At 31.1% G+C, this 22,093-nt stretch carries 28 protein-coding genes; 10 read left to right on the top strand and 18 right to left on the bottom strand.

Annotated features, from left to right (window positions below; translation table 11 throughout):
- Positions 1 to 43 precede the first annotated feature (43 nt).
- Complete coding sequence (locus PYW44_RS02750) at positions 44 to 862, bottom strand: formate/nitrite transporter family protein (RefSeq protein WP_064783457.1); 819 nt, start codon at positions 860 to 862, stop codon at positions 44 to 46.
- 203 nt (positions 863 to 1,065) lie between these two features.
- Here PYW44_RS02750 and PYW44_RS02745 point away from each other — a divergent pair, with 203 nt between their 5' ends.
- Positions 1,066 to 1,467, top strand: a complete 402-nt coding sequence (locus PYW44_RS02745; protein ID WP_021338519.1) for an Rrf2 family transcriptional regulator — start codon at positions 1,066 to 1,068, stop codon at positions 1,465 to 1,467.
- A gap of 172 nt (positions 1,468 to 1,639) precedes the next feature.
- On the opposite strand, the gene PYW44_RS02740 is transcribed toward PYW44_RS02745, so the two are convergent.
- The 3 genes from PYW44_RS02740 to PYW44_RS02730 all read right to left on the bottom strand — a co-directional run bounded on the left by PYW44_RS02740 (position 1,640) and on the right by PYW44_RS02730 (position 2,967).
- Positions 1,640 to 1,816, bottom strand: a complete 177-nt coding sequence (locus tag PYW44_RS02740) for a hypothetical protein (RefSeq protein ID WP_002506792.1) — start codon at positions 1,814 to 1,816, stop codon at positions 1,640 to 1,642.
- A gap of 83 nt (positions 1,817 to 1,899) precedes the next feature.
- Complete coding sequence (locus PYW44_RS02735) at positions 1,900 to 2,373, bottom strand: SRPBCC family protein (protein ID WP_021338520.1); 474 nt, start codon at positions 2,371 to 2,373, stop codon at positions 1,900 to 1,902.
- Positions 2,374 to 2,967 carry a DNA-binding protein gene (locus PYW44_RS02730; RefSeq protein WP_021338521.1) on the bottom strand — a complete coding sequence of 198 codons (594 nt, stop codon included), beginning with the start codon at positions 2,965 to 2,967 and terminating at the stop codon, positions 2,374 to 2,376.
- Positions 2,968 to 3,125: 158 nt separating this feature from the next.
- On the opposite strand from PYW44_RS02730, the gene PYW44_RS02725 reads away from it, so the two are divergent.
- Together PYW44_RS02725 and PYW44_RS02720 are read left to right on the top strand one after the other, a co-directional pair.
- A complete protein-coding gene (locus tag PYW44_RS02725) occupies positions 3,126 to 3,464 on the top strand; it encodes a PadR family transcriptional regulator (RefSeq protein ID WP_002506789.1) in 339 nt (112 codons plus the stop codon).
- Positions 3,445 to 4,224: a hypothetical protein gene (locus PYW44_RS02720; RefSeq protein ID WP_051300673.1), complete on the top strand. Its 780-nt coding sequence runs from the start codon at positions 3,445 to 3,447 to the stop codon at positions 4,222 to 4,224. The genes PYW44_RS02725 and PYW44_RS02720 overlap by 20 nt, the downstream gene beginning before the upstream one ends.
- A gap of 88 nt (positions 4,225 to 4,312) precedes the next feature.
- Here the strand turns inward: PYW44_RS02720 and PYW44_RS02715 are convergent, their stop codons facing one another.
- From PYW44_RS02715 to PYW44_RS02690, 6 genes are all read right to left on the bottom strand, one after another.
- Positions 4,313 to 4,828 carry a YceI family protein gene (locus tag PYW44_RS02715; RefSeq protein WP_002506787.1) on the bottom strand — a complete coding sequence of 172 codons (516 nt, stop codon included), beginning with the start codon at positions 4,826 to 4,828 and terminating at the stop codon, positions 4,313 to 4,315.
- Between the two features lie 177 nt (positions 4,829 to 5,005).
- Complete coding sequence (gene adcA, locus PYW44_RS02710) at positions 5,006 to 6,547, bottom strand: zinc ABC transporter substrate-binding lipoprotein AdcA (protein ID WP_115075954.1); 1,542 nt, start codon at positions 6,545 to 6,547, stop codon at positions 5,006 to 5,008.
- A gap of 159 nt (positions 6,548 to 6,706) precedes the next feature.
- A complete protein-coding gene (locus PYW44_RS02705) occupies positions 6,707 to 7,315 on the bottom strand; it encodes a DsbA family protein (protein ID WP_021338524.1) in 609 nt (202 codons plus the stop codon).
- A gap of 43 nt (positions 7,316 to 7,358) precedes the next feature.
- The gene (locus tag PYW44_RS02700; protein ID WP_002511500.1) at positions 7,359 to 7,727 is read right to left on the bottom strand and encodes a cystatin-like fold lipoprotein; all 369 of its coding nucleotides are present in this window, start codon (positions 7,725 to 7,727) and stop codon (positions 7,359 to 7,361) included.
- A gap of 189 nt (positions 7,728 to 7,916) precedes the next feature.
- The gene (locus PYW44_RS02695) at positions 7,917 to 8,249 is read right to left on the bottom strand and encodes an ASCH domain-containing protein (protein ID WP_021338525.1); all 333 of its coding nucleotides are present in this window, start codon (positions 8,247 to 8,249) and stop codon (positions 7,917 to 7,919) included.
- 131 nt (positions 8,250 to 8,380) lie between these two features.
- Positions 8,381 to 9,826, bottom strand: a complete 1,446-nt coding sequence (locus tag PYW44_RS02690) for an MDR family MFS transporter (protein ID WP_002511502.1) — start codon at positions 9,824 to 9,826, stop codon at positions 8,381 to 8,383.
- 222 nt (positions 9,827 to 10,048) lie between these two features.
- On the opposite strand from PYW44_RS02690, the gene PYW44_RS02685 reads away from it, so the two are divergent.
- From PYW44_RS02685 to PYW44_RS02675, 3 genes are all read left to right on the top strand, one after another.
- Positions 10,049 to 10,153, top strand: coding sequence for a putative metal homeostasis protein (locus tag PYW44_RS02685; RefSeq protein ID WP_002511503.1), 105 nt, complete (start codon positions 10,049 to 10,051; stop codon positions 10,151 to 10,153).
- A 364-nt stretch (positions 10,154 to 10,517) separates the two neighbouring features.
- The gene (locus PYW44_RS02680) at positions 10,518 to 11,213 is read left to right on the top strand and encodes an ABC transporter ATP-binding protein (protein WP_002506780.1); all 696 of its coding nucleotides are present in this window, start codon (positions 10,518 to 10,520) and stop codon (positions 11,211 to 11,213) included.
- The gene (locus PYW44_RS02675) at positions 11,213 to 11,986 is read left to right on the top strand and encodes a DUF2705 family protein (RefSeq protein ID WP_031265849.1); all 774 of its coding nucleotides are present in this window, start codon (positions 11,213 to 11,215) and stop codon (positions 11,984 to 11,986) included. Before PYW44_RS02680 ends, PYW44_RS02675 begins: the two co-directional genes overlap by 1 nt.
- 145 nt (positions 11,987 to 12,131) lie before the next feature.
- On the opposite strand, the gene PYW44_RS02670 is transcribed toward PYW44_RS02675, so the two are convergent.
- Positions 12,132 to 12,818, bottom strand: a complete 687-nt coding sequence (locus tag PYW44_RS02670; protein ID WP_064783455.1) for a 2,3-diphosphoglycerate-dependent phosphoglycerate mutase — start codon at positions 12,816 to 12,818, stop codon at positions 12,132 to 12,134.
- 376 nt (positions 12,819 to 13,194) lie between these two features.
- Here PYW44_RS02670 and PYW44_RS02665 point away from each other — a divergent pair, with 376 nt between their 5' ends.
- Positions 13,195 to 13,563, top strand: a complete 369-nt coding sequence (locus PYW44_RS02665) for an aggregation-promoting factor C-terminal-like domain-containing protein (protein ID WP_002506777.1) — start codon at positions 13,195 to 13,197, stop codon at positions 13,561 to 13,563.
- A 278-nt stretch (positions 13,564 to 13,841) separates the two neighbouring features.
- Here the strand turns inward: PYW44_RS02665 and PYW44_RS02660 are convergent, their stop codons facing one another.
- Positions 13,842 to 14,711, bottom strand: coding sequence for a cation diffusion facilitator family transporter (locus PYW44_RS02660; RefSeq protein ID WP_021338527.1), 870 nt, complete (start codon positions 14,709 to 14,711; stop codon positions 13,842 to 13,844).
- A gap of 194 nt (positions 14,712 to 14,905) precedes the next feature.
- Positions 14,906 to 15,286 (bottom strand): GtrA family protein, encoded by a 381-nt coding sequence (locus tag PYW44_RS02655; RefSeq protein ID WP_002506775.1) that lies wholly within the window; start codon positions 15,284 to 15,286, stop codon positions 14,906 to 14,908.
- Between the two features lie 170 nt (positions 15,287 to 15,456).
- Here PYW44_RS02655 and PYW44_RS02650 point away from each other — a divergent pair, with 170 nt between their 5' ends.
- Entirely contained in the window at positions 15,457 to 16,665 is a 1,209-nt protein-coding gene (locus PYW44_RS02650; RefSeq protein ID WP_002511504.1) for a putative multidrug effflux MFS transporter TcaB, read from the top strand.
- Positions 16,666 to 16,758: 93 nt separating this feature from the next.
- Here PYW44_RS02650 and PYW44_RS02645 read toward each other — a convergent pair whose 3' ends face one another.
- Positions 16,759 to 17,223 (bottom strand): GyrI-like domain-containing protein, encoded by a 465-nt coding sequence (locus tag PYW44_RS02645; protein ID WP_021338528.1) that lies wholly within the window; start codon positions 17,221 to 17,223, stop codon positions 16,759 to 16,761.
- A 168-nt stretch (positions 17,224 to 17,391) separates the two neighbouring features.
- Here PYW44_RS02645 and PYW44_RS02640 point away from each other — a divergent pair, with 168 nt between their 5' ends.
- Entirely contained in the window at positions 17,392 to 18,006 is a 615-nt protein-coding gene (locus PYW44_RS02640; RefSeq protein WP_021338529.1) for a C39 family peptidase, read from the top strand.
- A 74-nt stretch (positions 18,007 to 18,080) separates the two neighbouring features.
- Here PYW44_RS02640 and PYW44_RS02635 read toward each other — a convergent pair whose 3' ends face one another.
- On the bottom strand, positions 18,081 to 18,893 hold the full coding sequence (locus tag PYW44_RS02635; protein WP_031265850.1) for a metallophosphoesterase: 813 nt from the start codon (positions 18,891 to 18,893) through the stop codon (positions 18,081 to 18,083).
- Positions 18,894 to 19,128: 235 nt separating this feature from the next.
- On the opposite strand from PYW44_RS02635, the gene PYW44_RS02630 reads away from it, so the two are divergent.
- Positions 19,129 to 19,629 carry a GNAT family N-acetyltransferase gene (locus PYW44_RS02630; RefSeq protein WP_021338531.1) on the top strand — a complete coding sequence of 167 codons (501 nt, stop codon included), beginning with the start codon at positions 19,129 to 19,131 and terminating at the stop codon, positions 19,627 to 19,629.
- A 70-nt stretch (positions 19,630 to 19,699) separates the two neighbouring features.
- Here PYW44_RS02630 and pcp read toward each other — a convergent pair whose 3' ends face one another.
- Genes pcp through PYW44_RS02615 form a run of 3 tightly spaced genes read right to left on the bottom strand, consistent with a single transcriptional unit; the run spans position 19,700 to position 22,016 of the window.
- Positions 19,700 to 20,341, bottom strand: a complete 642-nt coding sequence (gene pcp, locus PYW44_RS02625; RefSeq protein ID WP_031265852.1) for a pyroglutamyl-peptidase I — start codon at positions 20,339 to 20,341, stop codon at positions 19,700 to 19,702.
- Between the two features lie 51 nt (positions 20,342 to 20,392).
- Positions 20,393 to 21,319: a DUF979 domain-containing protein gene (locus PYW44_RS02620; protein ID WP_021338533.1), complete on the bottom strand. Its 927-nt coding sequence runs from the start codon at positions 21,317 to 21,319 to the stop codon at positions 20,393 to 20,395.
- Entirely contained in the window at positions 21,312 to 22,016 is a 705-nt protein-coding gene (locus PYW44_RS02615; protein WP_021338534.1) for a DUF969 domain-containing protein, read from the bottom strand. The genes PYW44_RS02620 and PYW44_RS02615 overlap by 8 nt, the downstream gene beginning before the upstream one ends.
- Positions 22,017 to 22,093: the final 77 nt, after the last annotated feature.

The raw sequence follows: 22,093 nt of genomic DNA, 5'->3' as shown, positions 1-22,093 counted from the left end.
CACAAAAAAATTATGATTATGCTTGTTACTATTTTGAATACCATTAATTATGTAAGCTATTTCGTTTACCATTTAAATACGCATAAACTAGACCAACGAAAATACCTCCACCAATATAATTACCTATAAAGGCGAACACAATATTTTTTAATACGTGTAACCATGCGATTCCATCAAAATCATAAAACACCATACCTGCGTATAGCCCGGCATTAAATACAACGTGCTCATAACCCATAAATACAAAGACGATGACTCCACTAGCAATGAAAAATGCTTTAGTTAGACCGTCTTTAAATTGAATTGATAAATAAATACCAATATTAATAAAGAAATTACAAAATATGGCTTTACCTAAAATGCCATACCATGTGGCATCTACCGTCTTACCATTCACAAGTTTCGTTAAGCTTGCAACCATGTCTGAAGTTATGATTGGCGTGAATTTCATTAAAGCAAATAAGAAAAATCCACCTATTATATTAAATAGAAAACATACCATCATAATACCCAACGCTTTATTCATACCGATAACTTTATAATACCAACCAACTGTTAAAAACATAAAGTTACTCGTTAATAATTCTGAATGTGACAGTACAATTAAAACTAAGGCTAAACTAAATGAAATAGCTCCCATTAAATTTATTAAACCTTCATTTGCACCTGCAAATTGTGTTTTTATAGCTAGCATAAATACAGTAACGATTGCTAGTAAGAATCCTGACATAATTGATTTAAGCGCATAACGACAAGGTGTCTTATCAAACAAAACTTCCTTCATTTGTACTTGATTATTAATATTATCAATCGTTTCTCTCGACATGTAAGTGTCCTTAATGGATTTATTATTATCTACCAAGAAATATGCCCCCTTTTTTATTTTAAAAAAATGATGATTTATCTATACCAATGATGTTATTATATTAGTTTCATTTGATATTTAATAGTCAAAAAATAAGTTTTTTAATTTTGAAATTTAATATATTGCGCATTAGCTTAAAATAACGTAAACTTTACTTGTACTAAAAACAAACACAAGCAAAACCTAAAGGAGGCCTATACTTGAATACACAATTCTCTGTTTCAATCCATATTCTCTCTCTGTTAGCTATAAAAAATGAACCTGTTTCAAGTCAATATATCGCTGACAGTATTAATAGTAACGCCACCTTAGTGAGAAAATTATGTCGTTATTTAAGAGACGGTAATTTTATACAAAGTAGCCAAGGTATCGCCGGTTACAGTTTATCTTGTTCATCCCATGATATTAAACTCGGTGATTTATATAAGCTTATTTTTGCTGACACAACCCATTTCGCCAAAATTCATGGTCACACTAACACAGATTGTCCTGTTGGGAAAAATATAACGCCTGCACTTGATGAAATATATAGTGATGTTGACGAAACGATTATAAATAAACTTAACGCCTATACAATTAAAAGTGTCATTGATCGCTTTTAAATAAATAACGCTTGATTGTTTCTCATCTGAGACACAAGCCTAAGTTCAACAGTATGAAAGATATTGATTTATCTATGTGCACAAATAGAACTGTCGACAAAAAAGAGTGGAAGAACGAAATCTTATTGAAACAATTAGATTTCGTTCTCCCACTCTCTTTTTATATAAAATATTAATTTTTATACTTACTTAACACATGTAAGCCATAAGCAAAGATGCCATATCCTGTTAATGTACGTATAAACCATTTAAATGTAGTATGACTTAAACTTTTTTCATTTAAAAATAACGCCGGTACTAGCGTACTCACTGAATATAGTCCAAGTACTTTAACATAACGTTTATTCAATACACTCACCTCTTTTCATATACTATTATATCGAAAAGAGGCTTAGAATAAACAGGTGATTTTCAACATCTTATTGACTATTCTTATAATTTTGTTAAAAGTGTCTCTAAATTATCAAAAGTACTATTCATACCTTCTTCTACACCCATGTCCAACAATTGTTGTGCTGCTTTAGGATCTGGCAATTCTGCTATAGATTTAATCGTAGTTAAACCGTCACTCTTTTCTTCTATATGAATGATGTTATGCATACCTGCCATTTTTTCATCAATATTACCATCTTTGTCTGCAAAGTAATCATAGTAATCAATGAGTATAGGTTCCTTCACTTCATTATAATTAGTCACAGTATAGCTTGTACCTTGAGGCGCACGTATAGCAAAAAATGCATGTCCACCAGTCTGAACATTAAATTGAAATACCTCAGTCTTTGCACCTTGTGGATGAAACCATTGTTCAAATAAAGCACGGTCAGTATAAGCTTTAAATATATTTTGTGCAGTTGTGTTAAAATCTCTCGTAAAAATTATTTTATTTTCCTTAACTTGAACTGTCATTTACGATTCTCCTTCATTCATAATTACATATGATGTTATCTTTTTTACTTTAGCATTTTTGCTATGGCTTTCAAATTCAAAGAAGTCTGCAAAATAAACTGAATCTCCATTTTGAGCAATTTGAGTGCCATGAACTGCGCCTAATTTGCCATGTGAAATATTATGCGTTACTTCCAATGAAGCAATGTCGAATTTATGTTCGTTAATTTCATCATAAAACGCTTCAAAACCATGTAATTCAAAAGCGCCAGGAACCTCCCATATAAAATCTTCTGTGACAGCTTCAAATAATTGTGCTTTATCTACTAATATTGAGCCTATTAAAAAATCTAACATTACTTTTCTTTTAGGTGCATTATCACAATTTAAATCTCCCGTTAATTTAAATGGTAAGTCTGACTCGGTTTCATTATTAAAATTCAAGTTGATATCTATTAACGCTTCATGAAGAATTTCAATCGCTTTAGGTCCAATACCATGAATGCCTAATAGCGCTGTACGCTCATACTGTGATACTTTTTCCAAAGTTGTTATCCCTATATTATTAAGTGCTTGTGTTGCAGGTCTTCCAATTTTCGGCAATTCTGTTGACATGTTATCTCCCCCTATCTTAGTATCACTATACCCATTTCATCGTTTCATTATTTATCAATAAGCATTAATTATAACTCACTAACTTTTATCGTAAGATAGTTGACAAATCTTACAATTTAAACTACCTTATATTATAAGATAGTGAAAAGAGGGATGATATGTCAATTTCAAATCAAATGATGAAAGGATTATTAGATGGGGCCATATTGGGACTGATTTCTCAAGGTGAAACATATGGTTATGAAATTCTAGATAAATTAAAATCTCAACAATTCCCTGAAATTAGCGATGGCAGTATATATCCAGTATTATTACGACTAAATAAAAATGGTTATGTCACTACAATAACAAAAAAATCGGATACTGGCGGACCAAAACGTAAGTATTATTTATTAACTGAAGACGGTAAAAAAGAATTAGCAAATTTTAAAAGTAAGTGGAACTACTTAAATAATGGGATGAATAATTTAATGAGGAGTGTTGACGTTGTTGACTAAAAAAGCTGAAGATTTTTTACTTAAATTAAGAATCGAATTATTATTTCGTGGCAAGAACGAAGATGAAGTTAATGCGATTGAAGAAGAATTACGTGATCATATTATAATCGCTGAAGAAAACAATGATAATATCAATAATTTACTAAACACGCCTATTAAAGATTATGCTGATAACTTTTCTAAAGAATTGAGTTTAACTAAAGGTATTCATAAATACATACTTTACATTATTTCATTTATGATTGTAATGACAACTGTTCCAAGAATGCTGGATAATTCATTCCAGTTAAGTTTATCTTTAATACTCTATATTTTGTTCATCTTTATTGGTTCTTTTGTATTGGTATTGTTTGTAGTAAAAAAAGTAATTATGAGATGGGGCGATAGTAAGAAAACATATGTTGCTGCTTTCGTTATTGCACCTGTTATTTTCGGAATTTACTTACTGTGTGAATTCGTGTTACGTAACAATCCATTATTTGTTTTTTGGTCACCCAATCAAACTACTAACTTTACAATGGGACTAATGCTTTTATTAATAACAACGATTACTTGTTTTGTAATAAAACAAAAATATTTTGCTTTTTTAATATTAATCTTATGTCTCCCAGACCTTATTGGAAAAATATTTACTGGTGGAGATCATACAGACTATAATTTCGTACTGATTACTAGTATCGGTACTATAATTCTTCTCTGGAGTGTTAGTATTTATATATTCTTTAAATATTGGCGTGAGAAAAAAGAAAAGAGTCATTAATCTATATAAAAATAGCTACTAGAACCTATATTAGGTTATCTAGTAGCTATTTTTTTAATAAGGCTTAAATTTTAGACGTTTATGTTTCTTAGTCTTCTAAAGCAAATTCTATACTAGCTTGGAATTTCACATCTTTACCAACCATTACGCCGCCTGTTTCCAGTTTTTGGTTAAATGACATGCCGTATTTTTCGCGATTGATTGTACCATTTACAATGAAGCCTGCAGTTGTTGCACCATTTAATGGATTTTTACTTGAACCTTCATAAGAAGCATCAAAAGTTTCTTCTTCAGTTACATCTTTAATTGTTAAATTACCCGTTACTGATTTTTCATCTACTGAAGTAATTTCAAATTTTACATCTGGATAATTTTCAGAATCAAAGAAATCTCCACTACGTAAATGACCATCACGGTCTGCTACGTTTGTATCAATTGAGTCAGCTTTAATTACAGCTGTACCTTTAAGAGATTTTAAATCATTAATGTCGCCTTCTAAATTTACATCGAAATCTTTAAATTTACCTTTAACGTTAGAAATCATTAAGTGCTTCACTGAAAATTCTACTACTGAATGTGCTGGATCAAAATTAAATGTTGTCATAAAAAACATACCTCCAAAGTATTATTAGTTTATTTGATACATTTAGTATACCAGATATATTTATTATATCAAGTAAAAAGTTTGCACTTTTCATCTACTTTTAATTTCATTCCCTCAATTCACTTTTTTATTCAATTTAAATTTAAAAAGTAATTTGACTTACAGTAAATTTCAATATTAATGCGCTAGCATCTCTGCTTTAATTTCTTTACTACTTAACGCTTTAGGATAATATGTCGGCCAATTATCTAATTCTTTCATCACTTTTTCTTTATCATTACCTATAAATATATGATAGTGATGTGCTTTCTTAGGTGCAATATTATGGTCACTAAATTGGACATACTTAGGTAAATCTTTATCTCCATTACCCTCTAATTTAAATGTATATCTTACACCTCTATTACCTTTTTCATATTTCAAAATATCTTTGCCATCATACTTATATTTACCTGACGCTTTTTTGCCGTTCTTCTCAAACGTAATTGAGTCACTTGTGATATTGATATTATCTATGTCTGTTTTATAACCTTTTTCGTAATACGCTTTATATTCTTTTGCTGTCATTGAATCATCTTCTTCAGCTTTATGCTTCATCACATCATCTAATGATCCATCTTTCAAATATGGATATACTGATTGCCAATCACCTTTATAATCCGCTAATGGTCTATCTTTAACTTGATTATCTTTAAAGTAACCTTCTGAAATTGCTTTTTCATGTTTGCCTTGCTGTTTATCATCATTTACTTTGATATCGTTACTTAAAGCTTTATCAATGTTTTTTATATTTTTATTCATAAGGGATTGATAGTTTAAATCCTCATCCTGTTGTTGTTCTTTATTAAGTGATTCCATATTATAAAATTTTAATGGCTTAGCCTTTGTTTCTTTACGAATTGTATCTGTAACTTTATTTGAAACATTATCTTCATATAAAATATATTTTGCTCCTGAATCATTAATTTCATTAACTATTTCTGTTAAAGCTTTTTGAGATGGGTCTTCTGCATTCATGTTTTGAACACCTTTTTGTACAAAACCATATCTTTCAGATAAATAACCCATTGATTCGTGAGAAATAAACACAGCATTACCTTGTTTATCTTTTGTAACATCTTTCATTTTGTCATCTATTTTTTTCAGTTCTTTATCTAGTTTTTTATAATTTTCTTCATAATCTTTTTTGTGTTTTGGATCTTTTTTAATTAATTCATCTTTGATTTCTTTAGCAAAAGTTTGATTGAATTTAAGATCTAACCAAACATGCGGATCATATCCTCCATGATGATGTCCCTCGTGCTCATGCCCTTCTTCTTCGTGACTATGTTGATCTGTAAGTAGTTGAGATTTGTCTAATTTATCTTCTAGCGATAATTTTTTATCTTCATCTTTTATCGTTGATGCCACTTTTTTAGCAACAGGATCTAGGTTGTCCCCTGTATATAAGAACAAATCTGATTTACTCGCATTAATTATGTCTTTTTGAGTTGGTTCATAGCTATGTAAGTCTGTGCCTGCTGGATAAATTGATTCTACTGAAACATGTTCTCCTCCAATTTCTTTAGCAAATGATTGTAGCGGAAAAACTGTTGTATTAATTTTTATTTTATTTTTGTCACCTTCACTTCCTTTTTCATTCGTATCAGCTTTGCCACATCCTGCTATGACAATTGCAAATGTAATGACCAAAGATATTATGTATAGTGTTTTTTTCATTCTACATCCTCCTATAAATAGTAATGCTTACGATTTAAAATTATAAACTCCCTTCGGCCAAAACGCAATACTAAATAATAATGATTACGATTTATTTTCGTGTAAAAGAAAAGCCTAAAGTACATTGTTATTACAATTTTTGTACTTTAGAGCTATTAGTTACTCGTTTTTCTCTATTAATTTTTTATAATTGTCGTAATCATACGGATCTTCCACTTTTTCTCCACCTATATAAACTGTAGGTGCAGTATCAATATTTTTATCTTCAGCTTGTTTTTTATCTTTCTGAGCTGCTTTCCATGATTTACTATCTTCAGTTTTATAATCTTTTTTAATTTTTTCTTTTTGTTTATTGTCGATACTTAATTTATCAATTTGTTTATCAACCAGTGACTCAGTTATCCATTCTTTTTCAGCATCGCCTTGTTGTTCAAACATTAATTTTTGAAAATCTAAATATTGCTTCGGTGCAATTTGCTGTACTGCATGACCAGCTCTCGATCCAATAATCGAATCATCACCAAGAAAAGCCATATTGACAAATTCATAATCCACTTTATCTTTATCTATATAATCTTTTTTAAGTTTAGGCATAATATTACTTTCTACTTTTTTACAATAGGAGCATTTAAAATCACCATATTCTATAATTTTAATTTTCCCATTGGCATTTTGCTTGTCATCTTTATGTGCATCCTCATCACTTGAGCAAGCAGTTATTAATAACATAGTAGCTATCAAACCTAAACATAGCCATAATTTTTTCATATGCTTTCAAAAACACCTCAATTTTAGATATCGCTAAATAAAATTATTCTTTAATATCCATATTTTCTTCTTTATAATCAGGTTCATGTTTGTGTGTATATGCTTTCGAATTAAAATCTTTTAAATGTTTTGCTTTATCGTCTTCAAATTTATAAGTATAATAATGTACTTCTTCGTCTTCTTTAAAAGGCTTATAAGCAAGCATGACATATTTACCCTTTTCATAAACGTATATATTTGCATTCTTTTTGTCGAATTTTTCTTCAAGGTCACCTTTTTGTTTTTCAGATAAGTTCTCTTGATATGTTTGTTGTTTATTTACTGCTTTATCTATTTTATCGGCATACTTCCCACTACTACAGCCTGCTACAATAATCGTCGATATAGCGATCATGATCAATAACTTTTTCATTATTTGGCACACTCCTAAATCCAGTTTAACTACTCATGAATCACCTTTAAAATATACTTCTTCCATAAATATTATCATACAATGAACAACTTAAATGTTCTAGGGTGATTTTAAATTCATTCTTTTTAAATATTTTATTTTTACGAATAAAAATTCGGCTCGACAATTTATGTCAGGCCGAATTTATTGTTAATCTACTAAATGCATTTTAATTGCTAATGCACCATAATCTAATTCGTCAGTTTGCGAATATATTTGATATATGGCTGCTAATTTTTGAGAAAGCTGTTCTTCCTCTTTAGCACCAATTTCTTTATTTGTATAATGATTAATCAAAGCTTGAAATGAAGGGAAACCCACCGTTTCTGTGACGACTACATTGACTTGTTCATCCGTCTCGAGATTTGTAAAAATAATAGTATCTCCATTTTGTACTTCTTGTCTTTTTTCATCATTTAATCTTACTTCGATTGTTTTTGTCCCATTTTTAACTAGATGAAATGGCTCATTATTTAATTTCATCGAATGTTCTATGATACATACACTCCATTCTTGTATTTATGTGGTTATTTATGTGGTTATTTATGTTTAAAAATATCACAATTACAAATGTAATTACAGTGTTGTCTATAGTGCTTCGTAACATTAATCTATTATAATTCTTTTTGTTCTGCTCGTATCTTGCGTTGACTTTTCAGCATAAACACACTGAGTAAACTGATAATAGAAATAATAACTGCAAACCAAAATGCGCCATGATACCCACTTAATAAAGCTTCATGTTGTATTTGAGCTGCCATCTCTTGTTTTCCAATACCTTTATAATTACTCATATCAGGCGTGAAATTTTTAGAAACTTGGGTCATCACAGTAATCAAGCCAGCTGTACCAATAGAAGCTGAAATTTGTTGCACTGTATTCGTCATTGATGAACCATGTGCATTCATCTCACGTGATAACTGGTTCATTGTATGTGTCATTAATGGCATCAATCCTAATGCAATACCTATCATGCGAATTGCATATACCGTTGCAAGAATTGCTGGTGAAGTCTGTTCGTCCATTATTACAAAATAAGAAGTCGTTATTACAACAATGGACATGCCAATTAATGCTAATATTTTAGCACCATACTTCTCATATAAAAATCCTGAAGCTACTGACATTATACCCATTACAATTGCACCAGGTAATAATATAAGCCCAGATTGAAGCGCTGAGTCTTTCATTATATTTTGCACGAACATTGGTAATATTGTTTCAGATCCAATCATTGATATCATTGTAAATGCCATAATTATAATACCTACAGCAAATTGACTGTTTTTGAATACTGAAAAATCTAGTAATGGCGTTTTTAATTTTGTTTGGCGGATAATGAAAGCTGTTACTAAGATAAGTCCGCCTATTACAGTTGTTAAAACTACTGGATCATTCCAACCATCACGTGAAATCGAACTTGTACCATAGAGTAAACCACCAAATCCTAGTATGGATAATATGATGGATAATACGTCAACTGGTACTTTTCTATTCGTACCCACGTTTTTCACAAACTTAAGTGCTCCGATGAATGTTAATGCTGCGATTGGTGCAACAACAAAGAAAAGTGAACGCCAATCAAAGTATTCAACAAGTACACCTGATAACGTTGGCCCTATGGCTGGTGCTAAACCAATTACTAAACCAAATGTCCCCATATACTTACCACGCTCATGAGGTTCAAAGATGTCTAATATTGTAGTCATCATCAGCGGTAACATAATTCCAGATCCTAATGCTTGAACAATTCTTCCCCCTAATAAAATTGAAAAATTAGAGCTAAATCCTGCAATTATAGTACCTATAAAAAATATAAATATTGCTGTTAAAAATACTTTCCTAGTTGAAAATCGTTGAATCACCATCGCTGATAATGGGACAACTACGCCATTAGTCAATAGAAAGGCTGTTGTGAGCCATTGCACTTGTGTGTAATCTATTTGAAAATCTTTCATTATACTTGGTAATGCTGTTGTTAATAACGTTTCATTTAAAAGTCCAAAGAAACCGCCAAGCAACATCATTAATATCATTAATATTTTGGCTTTTTGATTCATATTCTGTCTCCTGTTTTCCTATTAGTCTATCAACCATAAAATAGCTGCATTTATGCATTATACATATATTTCAACGACATCACATTAAATAAACTTAAAAACATTGCAAATCGTCGTAATTATTTTTTTATGCACAACCCCTATCTTTAAATCGTAATAATTACTATTTACAAAATATTTATGATACTTCATAATACACATAGATAAAGGAGGTCATATTTTATGAAATTAGATGTACAAACAGCACGTCGTAACTTAAATAGTCCTAATATAAAGACACGAAAACGTGCGCGCAAGATTATTCAGCAACACAAACGTAATAAATAATATTTCTACTTAAATACGTTAATTTTAAATTATAGTGACAGCTTAAATTCCCTCCAGAATGGTGTTTGTCAATTTCTATTAAATTATGCGGATTTTCTACATAAATTAATTCTCATATAACTGTGTGATAATGATGCATAAGAAGACGGACAGAAATCTAATTTTTCTAACAAAATTTCGTCGTCTCACCCCAGCACTGCCAACTAGAAAAATCGAGACTGAGACATGAGATATGTCTCAGTCTCTTACTTTTCATCAAGACAATAATATACTTAAAAATATTATAATTAAAGTATATTATTGCCTTTACTTTTTTGGTAAAATAGTGTTGTACACCAATAATTTTATTTGGAAGGAGAATTTTATGCAGCTTTTAACTATAGAAAATATTAACAAACGGATTAAGAAGCAAAAAATTTTAAAAGACATTTCATTCACTCTTAAGCAGGGCGAGGTCGTAGGTTTAGTCGGTGCTAATGGAGCTGGGAAAACAACGTTAATGAAAGTGATTTTAGGACTTTCTAATTATCAATCCGGTTCACTTAAATTACATGGGCCTATGAATAATAACCACATTGGCGCTTTAATTGAAAACCCTGGAGTGTATCCTTTCCTTACCGGTTACGAAAACATGAATTTAATTAATGAAGATAAAGAAAAAGAAAACATGGAACAAATTATAAAAAATTTAGAAATGTCTCAATTCATACATAAAAAAGCTAAAGCATATTCTTTAGGAATGAAACAGAAATTAGGTATTGCACTTTCCCTTCTAAATCAACCTCAACTCGTTATCCTAGATGAGCCTATGAACGGATTAGATCCAAAAGCAGTGAGAAATGTAAGGGAAACTATTTTAAGTCTCAAAGCACAAGGTGTTTCGTTTCTTATATCAAGTCATATGTTAGGTGAACTCGTTAAAGTGACTGACTCGATTTTAATTATTGATAATGGGGCTATCGTTAAAGAAACGACAATGGAAGAACTCAATAATTCGAATGAAAGTGATTTGGAAAATGTATTGCTTAATATTATCGATCATAAGGAGGAGAAAAAATAATGGGAACATTGATAAAACAAGAATTATATAAAATTTTTAAAAAGAAATCATCAATTATTATACCAATCATTATTTTTATCATCATGATTGGTTTAGCTATTTTAAGCAAAAACTATTCGAATGTAATTGAGTCAAAGTTGCTACTTGAACAAGGTTATAGTGGATTTTCTTGGATTATCTTTTTGATGATAATTCAAGCAAGTACAATTATTACTATGGAATTCCATTACGGTACAATTAAAAATTTACTTTATAGAAATTACACAAGAACAAGTATTATTTTAAGTAAATTTATTGCCTTGTTTATCTACTCTCTAATTGTATTTGTACTTTGTATTCTAATTAGTTTGCTACTTAACCTTACATTTTTCTCTGACATCGATATTTTAAAACACTCAGGAGAACAATTATCTCCATTACAAAGTTTATTATTAACATCATTAGCAACTTATGTAGGTATGTGGCTCATTTTAAGTTTAACGTTGTTACTTTCTTGTATACTTAAAAGTCCAGGCGTCTCAATCGCTGTCGGTATAGTTTTCTATTTTGCTACTTCGATACTCGCTGGCATTTTATTTATGGCAATTGAGCAATGGGAATGGCTTAAATGGAGTCCTATTAATATGTTAAATCTAAGTGTCCAAATTCTCGATAATGATATATACAAAAAAATGACAAAATTAGAATTACACGAATTACTTATTGGTAATATTGCATATATTGTAGTTTTCTTAGCATTAGTAGTTTTAGTCTTTAGAAAAAAGAACGTTTAATTTTTACTCCTAAGATAAGTTATTAAAACCAGACTCGCATGATGTGTTCTAGGTAAGCAAGCACGAAATTATAATATATAACAGCCCTGAATTTTATAAATTCAGGGCTGTTATATATTTTATCTAGTTTATTACTTAGCTTTCATCATAAATAATATTTATTCGTCACTTTTAAATCATCTGTTAATTCATAAATAAGAGGTGCGCCTGTTTTTATTTCATAATTAACAATAGCTTCGTCAGATATATCCTCTAAATATTTGATTAGTGCTCGTAAAGAATTACCATGAGCAGAAACTAATACTGTTTTATCATCTAATAACTGTTGAGAAATTTGATCATTCCAATATGGTATCACTCTAACCAAGGTATCTTTTAAGCTTTCAGATTCTGGCATAACTCTTCTATCTAAAAGTTCATATTTTCTATCATTTAAATAACTATTTCGTTGTTCTTCATTTTGCTTTGGTGGTGGCGTATCATATGATCGTCTCCAAATATGAACTTGGTCTTCACCAAATTCTTCACGAGCATCATTTTTATTTAAACCTTGCAATCCGCCATAATGACGTTCATTTAATCTCCAAGATTTTATAATTGGTATAAATAACTGATCAGATTCATTTAACAAATGATATGTCGTTTTAATAGCTCTTTTTAACAGAGACGTGTAAACAATATCAATTTCTATACCTTGATCTTTTATTTTTTTACCAGAGGTGATTGCTTCATTTCTACCCTGTTCAGATAAGTCTACATCTGCCCATCCTGTAAATAAGTATTTAGCATTCCATATGCTTTGCCCATGTCTACATAAAATTAGTTTTGGCATAATATTTCCTTCTTTCCATTAAGTAAAATATGGTTTTATACGATATTTACAGGAATGTTACAGCAATAATACTTATTGTTTATAGTTGCAAAGCTGACCACTCACCTATTCCTGCACTTATTATCGCATTTCTATATTAAAATTATAACAATTTACACTTTATTTTGAAATGATTGTATTCATTTATTCATAAAAGATACTTTCTTTTTATTTTTCTGTAACCTACTCACCATTTTTTGATGTTACAGTTATAAACGTTGAAATAAGAAAACAGTAAATAACTATTATTTATTAAATTTTTAATACTTAAATGTAAAAACATAACCTGTGATATTTCATATTGTATACAGGTAAATCAATTAGGAGGATTTTAAAAATGAAAAAATTATTATTAGCATCTTTCGCATCGATTACTATTGCAGCAACTGGTTTAGGAGTGAGTTCAAGTGTATCAACAGCAGACGCAGCTGAGACATCAACACAACAAACTAACAATGACGTATACAGTGAATTTATAGAAGCAGGCGGCACTAAAGCGCTATGGGATAATATTGTAATGCCTGAATCAAGCGGTGACCCTGAAGCAGTAAACGAATTGGGCTACAAAGGTTTAGGACAAACTAAAGAAGCTTGGGGCACTGGCACAGTTGAAGAACAAACTAAAGGTATGATTAACTACGCTGAGGAGCGTTACGGTTCAATAGAAGCAGCTATCGATTTCCGTCTAGCTAATGGCTGGTGGTAATTAATGCCAACCATTCAAGCACTACGTGTGAGAATAGTTTGTTTTAACACATAAATAATTTGTAGACCTGAAATTACTTTCAGGTCTCTTTTTATGTTATTAACTCAATTATTTATCAAATAACTATATTTTCCAGCGTAAAGGCTCGGACCGTGTCTTAAGCAAGTAATTATAGAATTTACATATGTTAAAAAGTCGGAACAAAAAAACTGCCAACAATTGTCGACAGTCAGAAATCAATTACAAATATATTTAGTTTGAATATTATTTATTTTTAATTATTGTATAGATGCTGGTTCGGGATGTACATAAACTGAAGAAATACCTTTTTCATGCATATGTTGTTCTACTTTGTCACAGATATTGTGCGCATCTTCTAAAGATAAATCCGATTCTACGACAATAGTTACATCTACAAAAATACTACTGCCATGATATCGTCCTTTAATATTTTGCACATCAATCACATCTTCTATTTCTAAAACATAATTTTTGTAAGCTTCTAATTCTTGTTCATTAAACCCATCACTTAAAGTAAAAATTGATTCTTTAAATATTCTAAAACCAGTGTAGATAATAAGTAAACCTAAAATCGTTGCTAATACTGTATCAAGAATTGGCAAACCAAATTGTGTAAAAATTAAACCTACAGCTGTTCCAATACTAACTAACGCATCTGATAAATTATCCTTTGCCGCTGAATTTAGCGAACTACTATTCGTTCGTCTAGCTAACTTTTGATTAATATAAAATACTATCAACATAATAATGCCACTTATAACACTGACATATATCGTAATTACATTAGGTGCATGGTGATCTTTAGAAAAAATTTCAGGAACACTTTCTATAACAACTTGTATACCTACAAACATGATAATAAACGAAACGAGTAACGTTGAAATATTCTCTGATTTTAAGTGTCCATAAGGATGGTTTTTATCCGCAGGCTTAATAGAAATTTTCAGTCCTATAATAACCGCTAACGAAACTACAATATCAGTCATATTGTTTAAACTATCTGCTCTAACTGCTGCTGAATCGTACATAGAGCCAATAATAAATTTGGCAATTGAAAGAACGATATATACAATTAAACTTAAATAAGCGCCTTTTTGCGCTGTTTTCAAATTTTCACTTTGTGTCATATCTGTTGTCCACCTTAATTAATATAGAACATTTATTATGACCTATCCCAAGCATATTTACAACAATTTTTATTCAAAAATTATTTAATATAAAAAATCTAATTATTTTTTTAGCCTTTCCTAAATAAAGTTGTTAAATTGTACAAAAACAAAAGTCATCACTATTCTAACTTTACTTTTAAGTCTTAAAAAAATCAGTCTTTCAGTATATATTTTGATAAAACAAAAGTAATAGGTATCGTTATAATTAATCCTGCAAACGGGGCTATTACTGAAGAAATATGAAACCACTGTACGAATATATACAATAGCAATGTCTGCATACCCATATTTACAACCTGTGTTAACGGAAATTGAATAAATTTACGCCATGTAGGTTTTACTTTATATACAAAATGGCAGTTTAAATAATATGAAATTATAAAACTAACCATAAACCCGCTTACATGACTGACTAAGTAATTTAAATCTATTAATTTTAATAAGATAAGGTAAACGATGTAGTAATTTAATGTATTAATGCCACCAACAATGATGAACTTTATAATTTCATAGTGGGTTTTATTTAAATTCATCTGCTTACTCCTTTGATTCATATTTATAATTATTTCGCACGTTCTATTTGTTTTTTAGTATGTAAATTATCATTGCATTTCTAAATTCATATGGGATAATTATTTAGTTACAGAATAATTAAACTTGTATGTAATAATGCATAAGAGAGAAATTTAAAGGAGTACTTAACATGGACAAAACTTCAAATCGCCAAATACCACTAATTGTTATTATTGTGTTGGGTATTATGACTACTTTTGGTCCTTTAACAATAGATATGTACGTTCCATCATTACCAAGTGTACAAAGTGATTTTAATACAACCGCTTCTCAAGCGCAACTCACACTGTCTTTCGCTATGATAGGACTCGCAATAGGACAATTTATCTTTGGGCCTTTGTCAGATGCATATGGACGTAAAAAGATTGCTTTGATCATTATCATATTATATGCAATAGCTTCATTTATTGCAGTATTCGCAACTTCTATGTCTACTTTATTAACAATTCGTTTGATACAAGGTTTGACTGGTGGCGGAGCCATCGTCATCGCTAAGGCCTCTATAGGAGATTTACATAAAGGTAAAGCCTTAGCCAAAGGTCTAGCTTCACTTCTTGTCGTGAATGGGATTATTACTATTATCGCTCCACTGATCGGTGGTTATGCCTTAAGTGTCTCAAACTGGCAAGCTATTTTCTTTATTTTAACAATTGTTAGTATGATCATATTCTTTTTTGCCCTTTTCAAAATGGAAGAAACAAGAACAGCTGATCTTTCAAAACTTAACTTCGGCACTATTTTTAAAGACTTTGGTTATTTGTTGAAAAAACCAGCTTTTGTTTTTCCTATGTTGCTGCAAGGATTGACGTATGTGATGTTATTCAGTTTTTCATCTGCAGCCCCTTTTATTACACAAAAAATTTATGATATGACCCCCCAACAATTTAGTGTGCTATTTGCAATTAATGGTATTGGATTAATTATCATGAGTCAGCTCACTGCTATTTTAGTTAGCTATATCAATCGTTATGTATTACTGATTGCACTAACAATGATACAAATTGCAGGCGTCGTATTAATTTGTATCACACTCATATTACACTTACCAACCTGGGTTTTAGTCATCGCATTCTTCTTAAATGTTTGCCCAGTAACAGGGATTGGTCCGCTAAGCTTCACATTAGCAATGGAATCTCGTACAGGTGGTAGTGGCAACGCCTCTAGTTTACTCGGTCTTTTCCAATTTATTCTAGGTGGTGTGATATCACCGTTAGTTGGTTTACAAGGCGGATATAGTGTCATGCCATATTTAACGATTTTAGTTATTACTACGGTGCTAATTATTTCATTAGAACTTGGCTTAAAATTCACTACCAGAAGAAGTGTATTGAACAAATAATCTATATAAAACAAGTGGGATACCAATCCTATTATTAAAGGGAGCTCCCAAATTTTTGGAGGCTCCCTTTTATTTTTTGTTACTATGATTTATCTAAACGATAGGAAGCCATATTTCTGTAATATATTCTTCTGATCTAATTGGTCCCTCTTTATACAACTCAAAAAATGGCGCATCGCGAAATTCATAATCTAATGTAGGTAAAATATGTCTATTTATCTTTTCCATACCTTTTTTAATAGACTCAGGTACTGGCCCCTTAGCATCAAAGACAATGTATCTACCCTCAGATAATTCTGTTCGCTGCCATTGCGCTTCATCTGTATCATTGGTAACACCAATGAGGCAATGGACTTCACCATTAGCATGAGGCTTATAAACAGCCAATAGCCCTTGCAATTGATTATTACCTAGTGGCATTAATTCCTGTTTCTTCCCTTTATCATCAAAATCCATCCAGAAATTAAATATATCTTCTTGCGCTTTTTGACCAGTCCCATACTCCTTTTTCACACCTAAGACTGAAGTCCGTGATAGCGTCTCTAATCTGTATTCCATACACATCCACCCCTTTTTGTTATTATAACCAAAATACATATACGATTTCTATCGTGAACTATTATATGGATATTCAGTCATCTTAATATGCATCTTCAAATAATGGTTATATAATAAAATAAATTTCAAAACAATTCCATTTTTACAAATCAAGCAAGGAGCCATAGTATGAGTCGAAAAATTTTATCTGTAAAACCAATTAGTCAGCTTTTTCCTATTCCAATGGTTATGGGATGTGAAGGCGTATCCGCTGCCATGATACTACAATTTAATGAACACGCTATTCCAGCTACACAAATTATGAAACATTGGCCTAGACATGCAAATAACCCTTATAAAGGCTATGTGGGCAATCATCTATGGATTAAACGGGGGCATCACCAAACAATATTCCCGACTGCTTTAGTTCCTCATTTAAAACAATACGATGCACATATCAATGACAGTACTGGACAATCTTTAAATGACCTATGTAGCATTATTGATCAAGACCAACCAGTCGTAATTTATCACACTGTGCTAGGTCAGCGTCCTGAGAAACGTACATTTAAATTAGATAACCATCCCACTCAGTTAGTGTCCAATATTCATGTCACTGTACTCATCGGTTATGATGAACATCATTATTACTATATTGATCCACTATGGTCACATTTAGGTAAAATAATACTTGTTCCTGCAATCATACCCAATCAATTTCAAATTATTAAAATCAAAAAAGCTAAATTAGAACATAGTTATAACGCACCTGGTCGCATGAGTTTTTATATTCAACCATCATAATGTTGACAAAATAAAAATAGATAGGACGACATATAAATTTAATTTGCTTTCATATTCTCGCCCCTACAAGGTTACTAAAAAATTGAAATACTATATAATGCATGATTGATTTCCTGTTCTATATCAGCTGAACGCCATTCTCTTTGATAACCTAAACATGGACAAATGTATGTGATACCGCGTTCTTCAAATGCATTTCTAAAATGAACATGCCCCATAATGCTATAGCGAATATCGTATTGTTGATATAGAGTATCAAAATCTGATGTTCCTATAAACGCATTAAAATAATCAAATATACGATGTGGCATCGGCACTGCAAATTTTGGATGCGTTACGATATGTGTCATAAGTATCACTTTTTTGTGTTTAACTTTTTCAATATCCTTTGCCGTTTGTTTGGCTGCAATGCGAGATAGTTTTCTATCTTCCATAGGCCAATCAATTTTCACTTTATCTTGCCATGTTGCACCGTAATACTTTCTACGAGCAATTCTTTCAATTGAAAATTTAGGATCCGCATACGTATAATCATACCAGCCTGTGTTCCCAACAATGGCCCATTCATCATTTATGTCATAAGGTTTTCCAATTAAGCACGATTCCATCGCCATATAAAAATCTAAAATCTCAGCTGATGTGGCACCTGTATCTGTAGACCAAAAATCGTGATTTCCCGGAATAAATAATACTTTTATTTGTGTTGTGCTTTCAAGCCGCTCAATAAATTGCTGTGTTAAGTTATAATTATTGGAGATATCTCCTGCAATTAGCAACATTTCTATACCTCGCTGATTTATAACTTTAATTAATACTTGTTGATAATCTTCAGGTTTCAGTGTCTTATGTCTATCTACATGCAAATCTGAAATCATACCTATTTTCATTTTCATCACATTCCTCTACTTCATAACAGTATCATTATTACATACTCTCTTATAGTTCATTAAGTAATCCGCATAATTTTGAATTGTTCTAATTAATAAAATAAATATAAATCATTAACACAACGTCATCACGTAATATATTTATTCTACATTACTATTGAAAGTGTAAATATTTCTTTTTAAAAATAAATGATGCTATAATAATATCAATTTAGTATATAAAGGAGGACATTCTATGGAGTTTACAATTAGAGCCTTGTCCGAAGAAGATAAGCACGGTAAAGCGATAGTTCATTATGAAAGTTGGCTGGAAACTTACGATGACATAGCTAAGAATGATTACTTAGAAAAACTTGATAAAGAAAAGTTTATCAAGCAGTCCTCCTTACATGATGTACCAACATTAGTTGCTATTGTTAATAACGAAGTTGTAGGTTTTATTTCCTATGGCAAGACACAAACATCAACGTCTTCAGATGATTGGAGCGAAATCTTCGCTTTATATCTATTAGAAGAATATCAACGTCATATGATTGGCTTTGCGCTAACACAGCGTGCATTAGAGTTATCTTATCCAGATAATGTAATGTTATGGGTTGTAGAAGAAAATGACAATGCCATCAATTTCTATGAACAGGTAGGCTTTAAACGAACGCCTGAAAAAAAACCTACTTATCTCGGTAAAACATATAATGAAATAAGAATGAACTTCACAAGAACTGAACACGAGCAATAATTAAACATAATAAACAAAGCGTACCTCCTACATAATGTAGATGTACGCTTTGTTTATTATGATGTAAGTTTTAGTGTGTTTCTCCTAACGCTACTTTGATATCTTTATCTGATTCAATGACCACTTCAAGCGCTACTTTCAAACCTTTAGCGATTGTCTCTAGAGACATCGATGGCTTTTCTACCTTATCTGTAACTTGTTCAGGTATGAATGGAACATGGATAAAACCAAATTTAATATTTGGAAACTGTGTCGCCTCTAAGTAACCAAGTTGATATAAAATATGATTACATACAAATGTGCCAGCTGTATTGGATAAACGTGCAGGTACACCTTGTGATTTTATTCCCTCAGTCATACGTTTAACCGGTAGATTAGAAAAGTAAGCAGCTGCTCCTGTTGTTTGTATGACTTCATCAATTGGTTGATTGCCTTCATTATCTGGAATACGAGCATCATCTATATTGATTCCGACACGTTCCGGTGTTAATTCAAACCTACCACCTGCTTGTCCAATTGCTAAAACAATATCATATTCTTTTTGATTTAATTGTTCTTCTACGACCTCTTTACTTTTATGAAATACAGTTGGTATTTCTAATTTATCTATCTTATGACCATCAATTTCATCTGGCAAAAGTTTTACAGCTTCTAAAGCAGGATTAATTGCTTCTCCACCAAACGGATCGAAACCCGTTATTAATATATTCATCATTTAATAGCCTCCTTTATTTTTAATTCACTAACGCTCAATAATTATGATTTAAAAAGCCCAAAAATACATTAAACCAATGTGTACAAAAATTAATATAAACGCGATAGGTGCTTGTGCTTTAATAACGCCAAATTCATCTTTCATTTCTAATAATGCTACTGGCAATGTATTAAAGTTTGCTGCCATAGGTGTTAACAACGTTCCACAAAATCCACCTGTCATTGCTAAAGCACCAGATATAACAGGGTCTCCACCTTGAGCTATAACAAATGGAATACCAATACTTGCCGTGATAACCGTAAATGCTGCAAAAGCGTTGCCCATTAGCATCGTAAATAATACCATGCCCAATACATATGCTGTCGCTCCTAATAAATGATTGCCTTCCGATAAAAATGAAGATAGCCCTTTAGAAATAACATCTCCAACACCACTGACAGTAAATAGCACACCTAAAGCTGCTAAAAACTGAGGTAATATACCTACAGTGCCAATCTGTTGTGTTAATCTATCACTATCATAGAGTACATATTTGCCATTAGGTTTAATTACAACATAAGCTGCTAATAACCCTAAAACAGAGGATACACCTAAACCAATTGCGCCACCTAAGGGCGTCCAATTTGATACTGCAATTGCAGCCACAGCTAGTATAATAGCTGGAATAAATAATTTATTACCATATTTTTTTGCACCTTTATCTCCTGTTGTTTCATCAACATCAATGATATTTTTGATTATTACTTGCTTAAATAATGTTAATCCACCCATTACTAAAATAAATATACCGTTTATTACATTTGGTATATAAGGACCTATGATAAAAGTTGTTGCTAGCAAAATCCAAAATAGTGCTGTACCATACTTCTTCTGATGTGACGAAGCTTTTAATACACGATATGCTGTATAAAGTAATTGTAAACCTATTAATATGTAAAAGAGCTCTAAAATATTATTTAATGTATTTTCACTCATTTTTGTTCACCTGCTTCGTGCCATACTTTTTCTCTAAATACTTATCAAACCTTATGTTATTAATCCACACAATAATGAAAACGATAATTGCAATTGGTAATGATGCGAGAACAAGATCGACTGCATCTACTTTAATGCCTAATGACTGAAACGTTCCAACCATTAGTAATACACCTGCTGCGCCAACAAATAAATTTTGTCCAAAGAAATTACCATAATTTTCCATTGCAGAAGCTTGTGCTTTTATCTTCTCAATATCTGTTGCATCGACTTCTTCATCTTTTAAGTTATAACGTGTTTTTAATGCACCTTGTAGCATCGGATTAATCAGTGGCCTAACAAATTGTGGATGTCCTCCTATACGAATCGACGCCACACCTGCTAGCTCTCTAATAACTAAATAAATTGTCATCAATCGTCCACTCGTTACACGCTGCACCTTTCCTATTAAATTAGAAGCTTGTTTTTTCAATCCAAACCGCTCTATTAATCCAACCATCGGTAAAGTTAAAATGAACAACGTCACCAACCTATTATCTACAAACGCCTTGCCCAATGTATCTAGAATTTCATAAATATCTAATCCTGATACAATTCCAGTAACTACTGCGGCAATTAAAATTACTGCAATAGTATCAACTTTAAAGACAAATCCTAATATGATAATCAAAATTCCTATTAATTTTAACCATTCCATAAAATCCCTCCTTTTTACTATAGTATAAATTTATTATTCCTAAATACAATGAATTTTCAGAAAAATTATGTTGATAA

The organism is Staphylococcus equorum (assembly GCF_029024965.1).
GTDB lineage: Bacteria > Bacillota > Bacilli > Staphylococcales > Staphylococcaceae > Staphylococcus > Staphylococcus equorum.
Note: the sequence above shows the minus strand (reverse complement) of the source record. Positions and strands in the feature narration are given on the sequence as shown.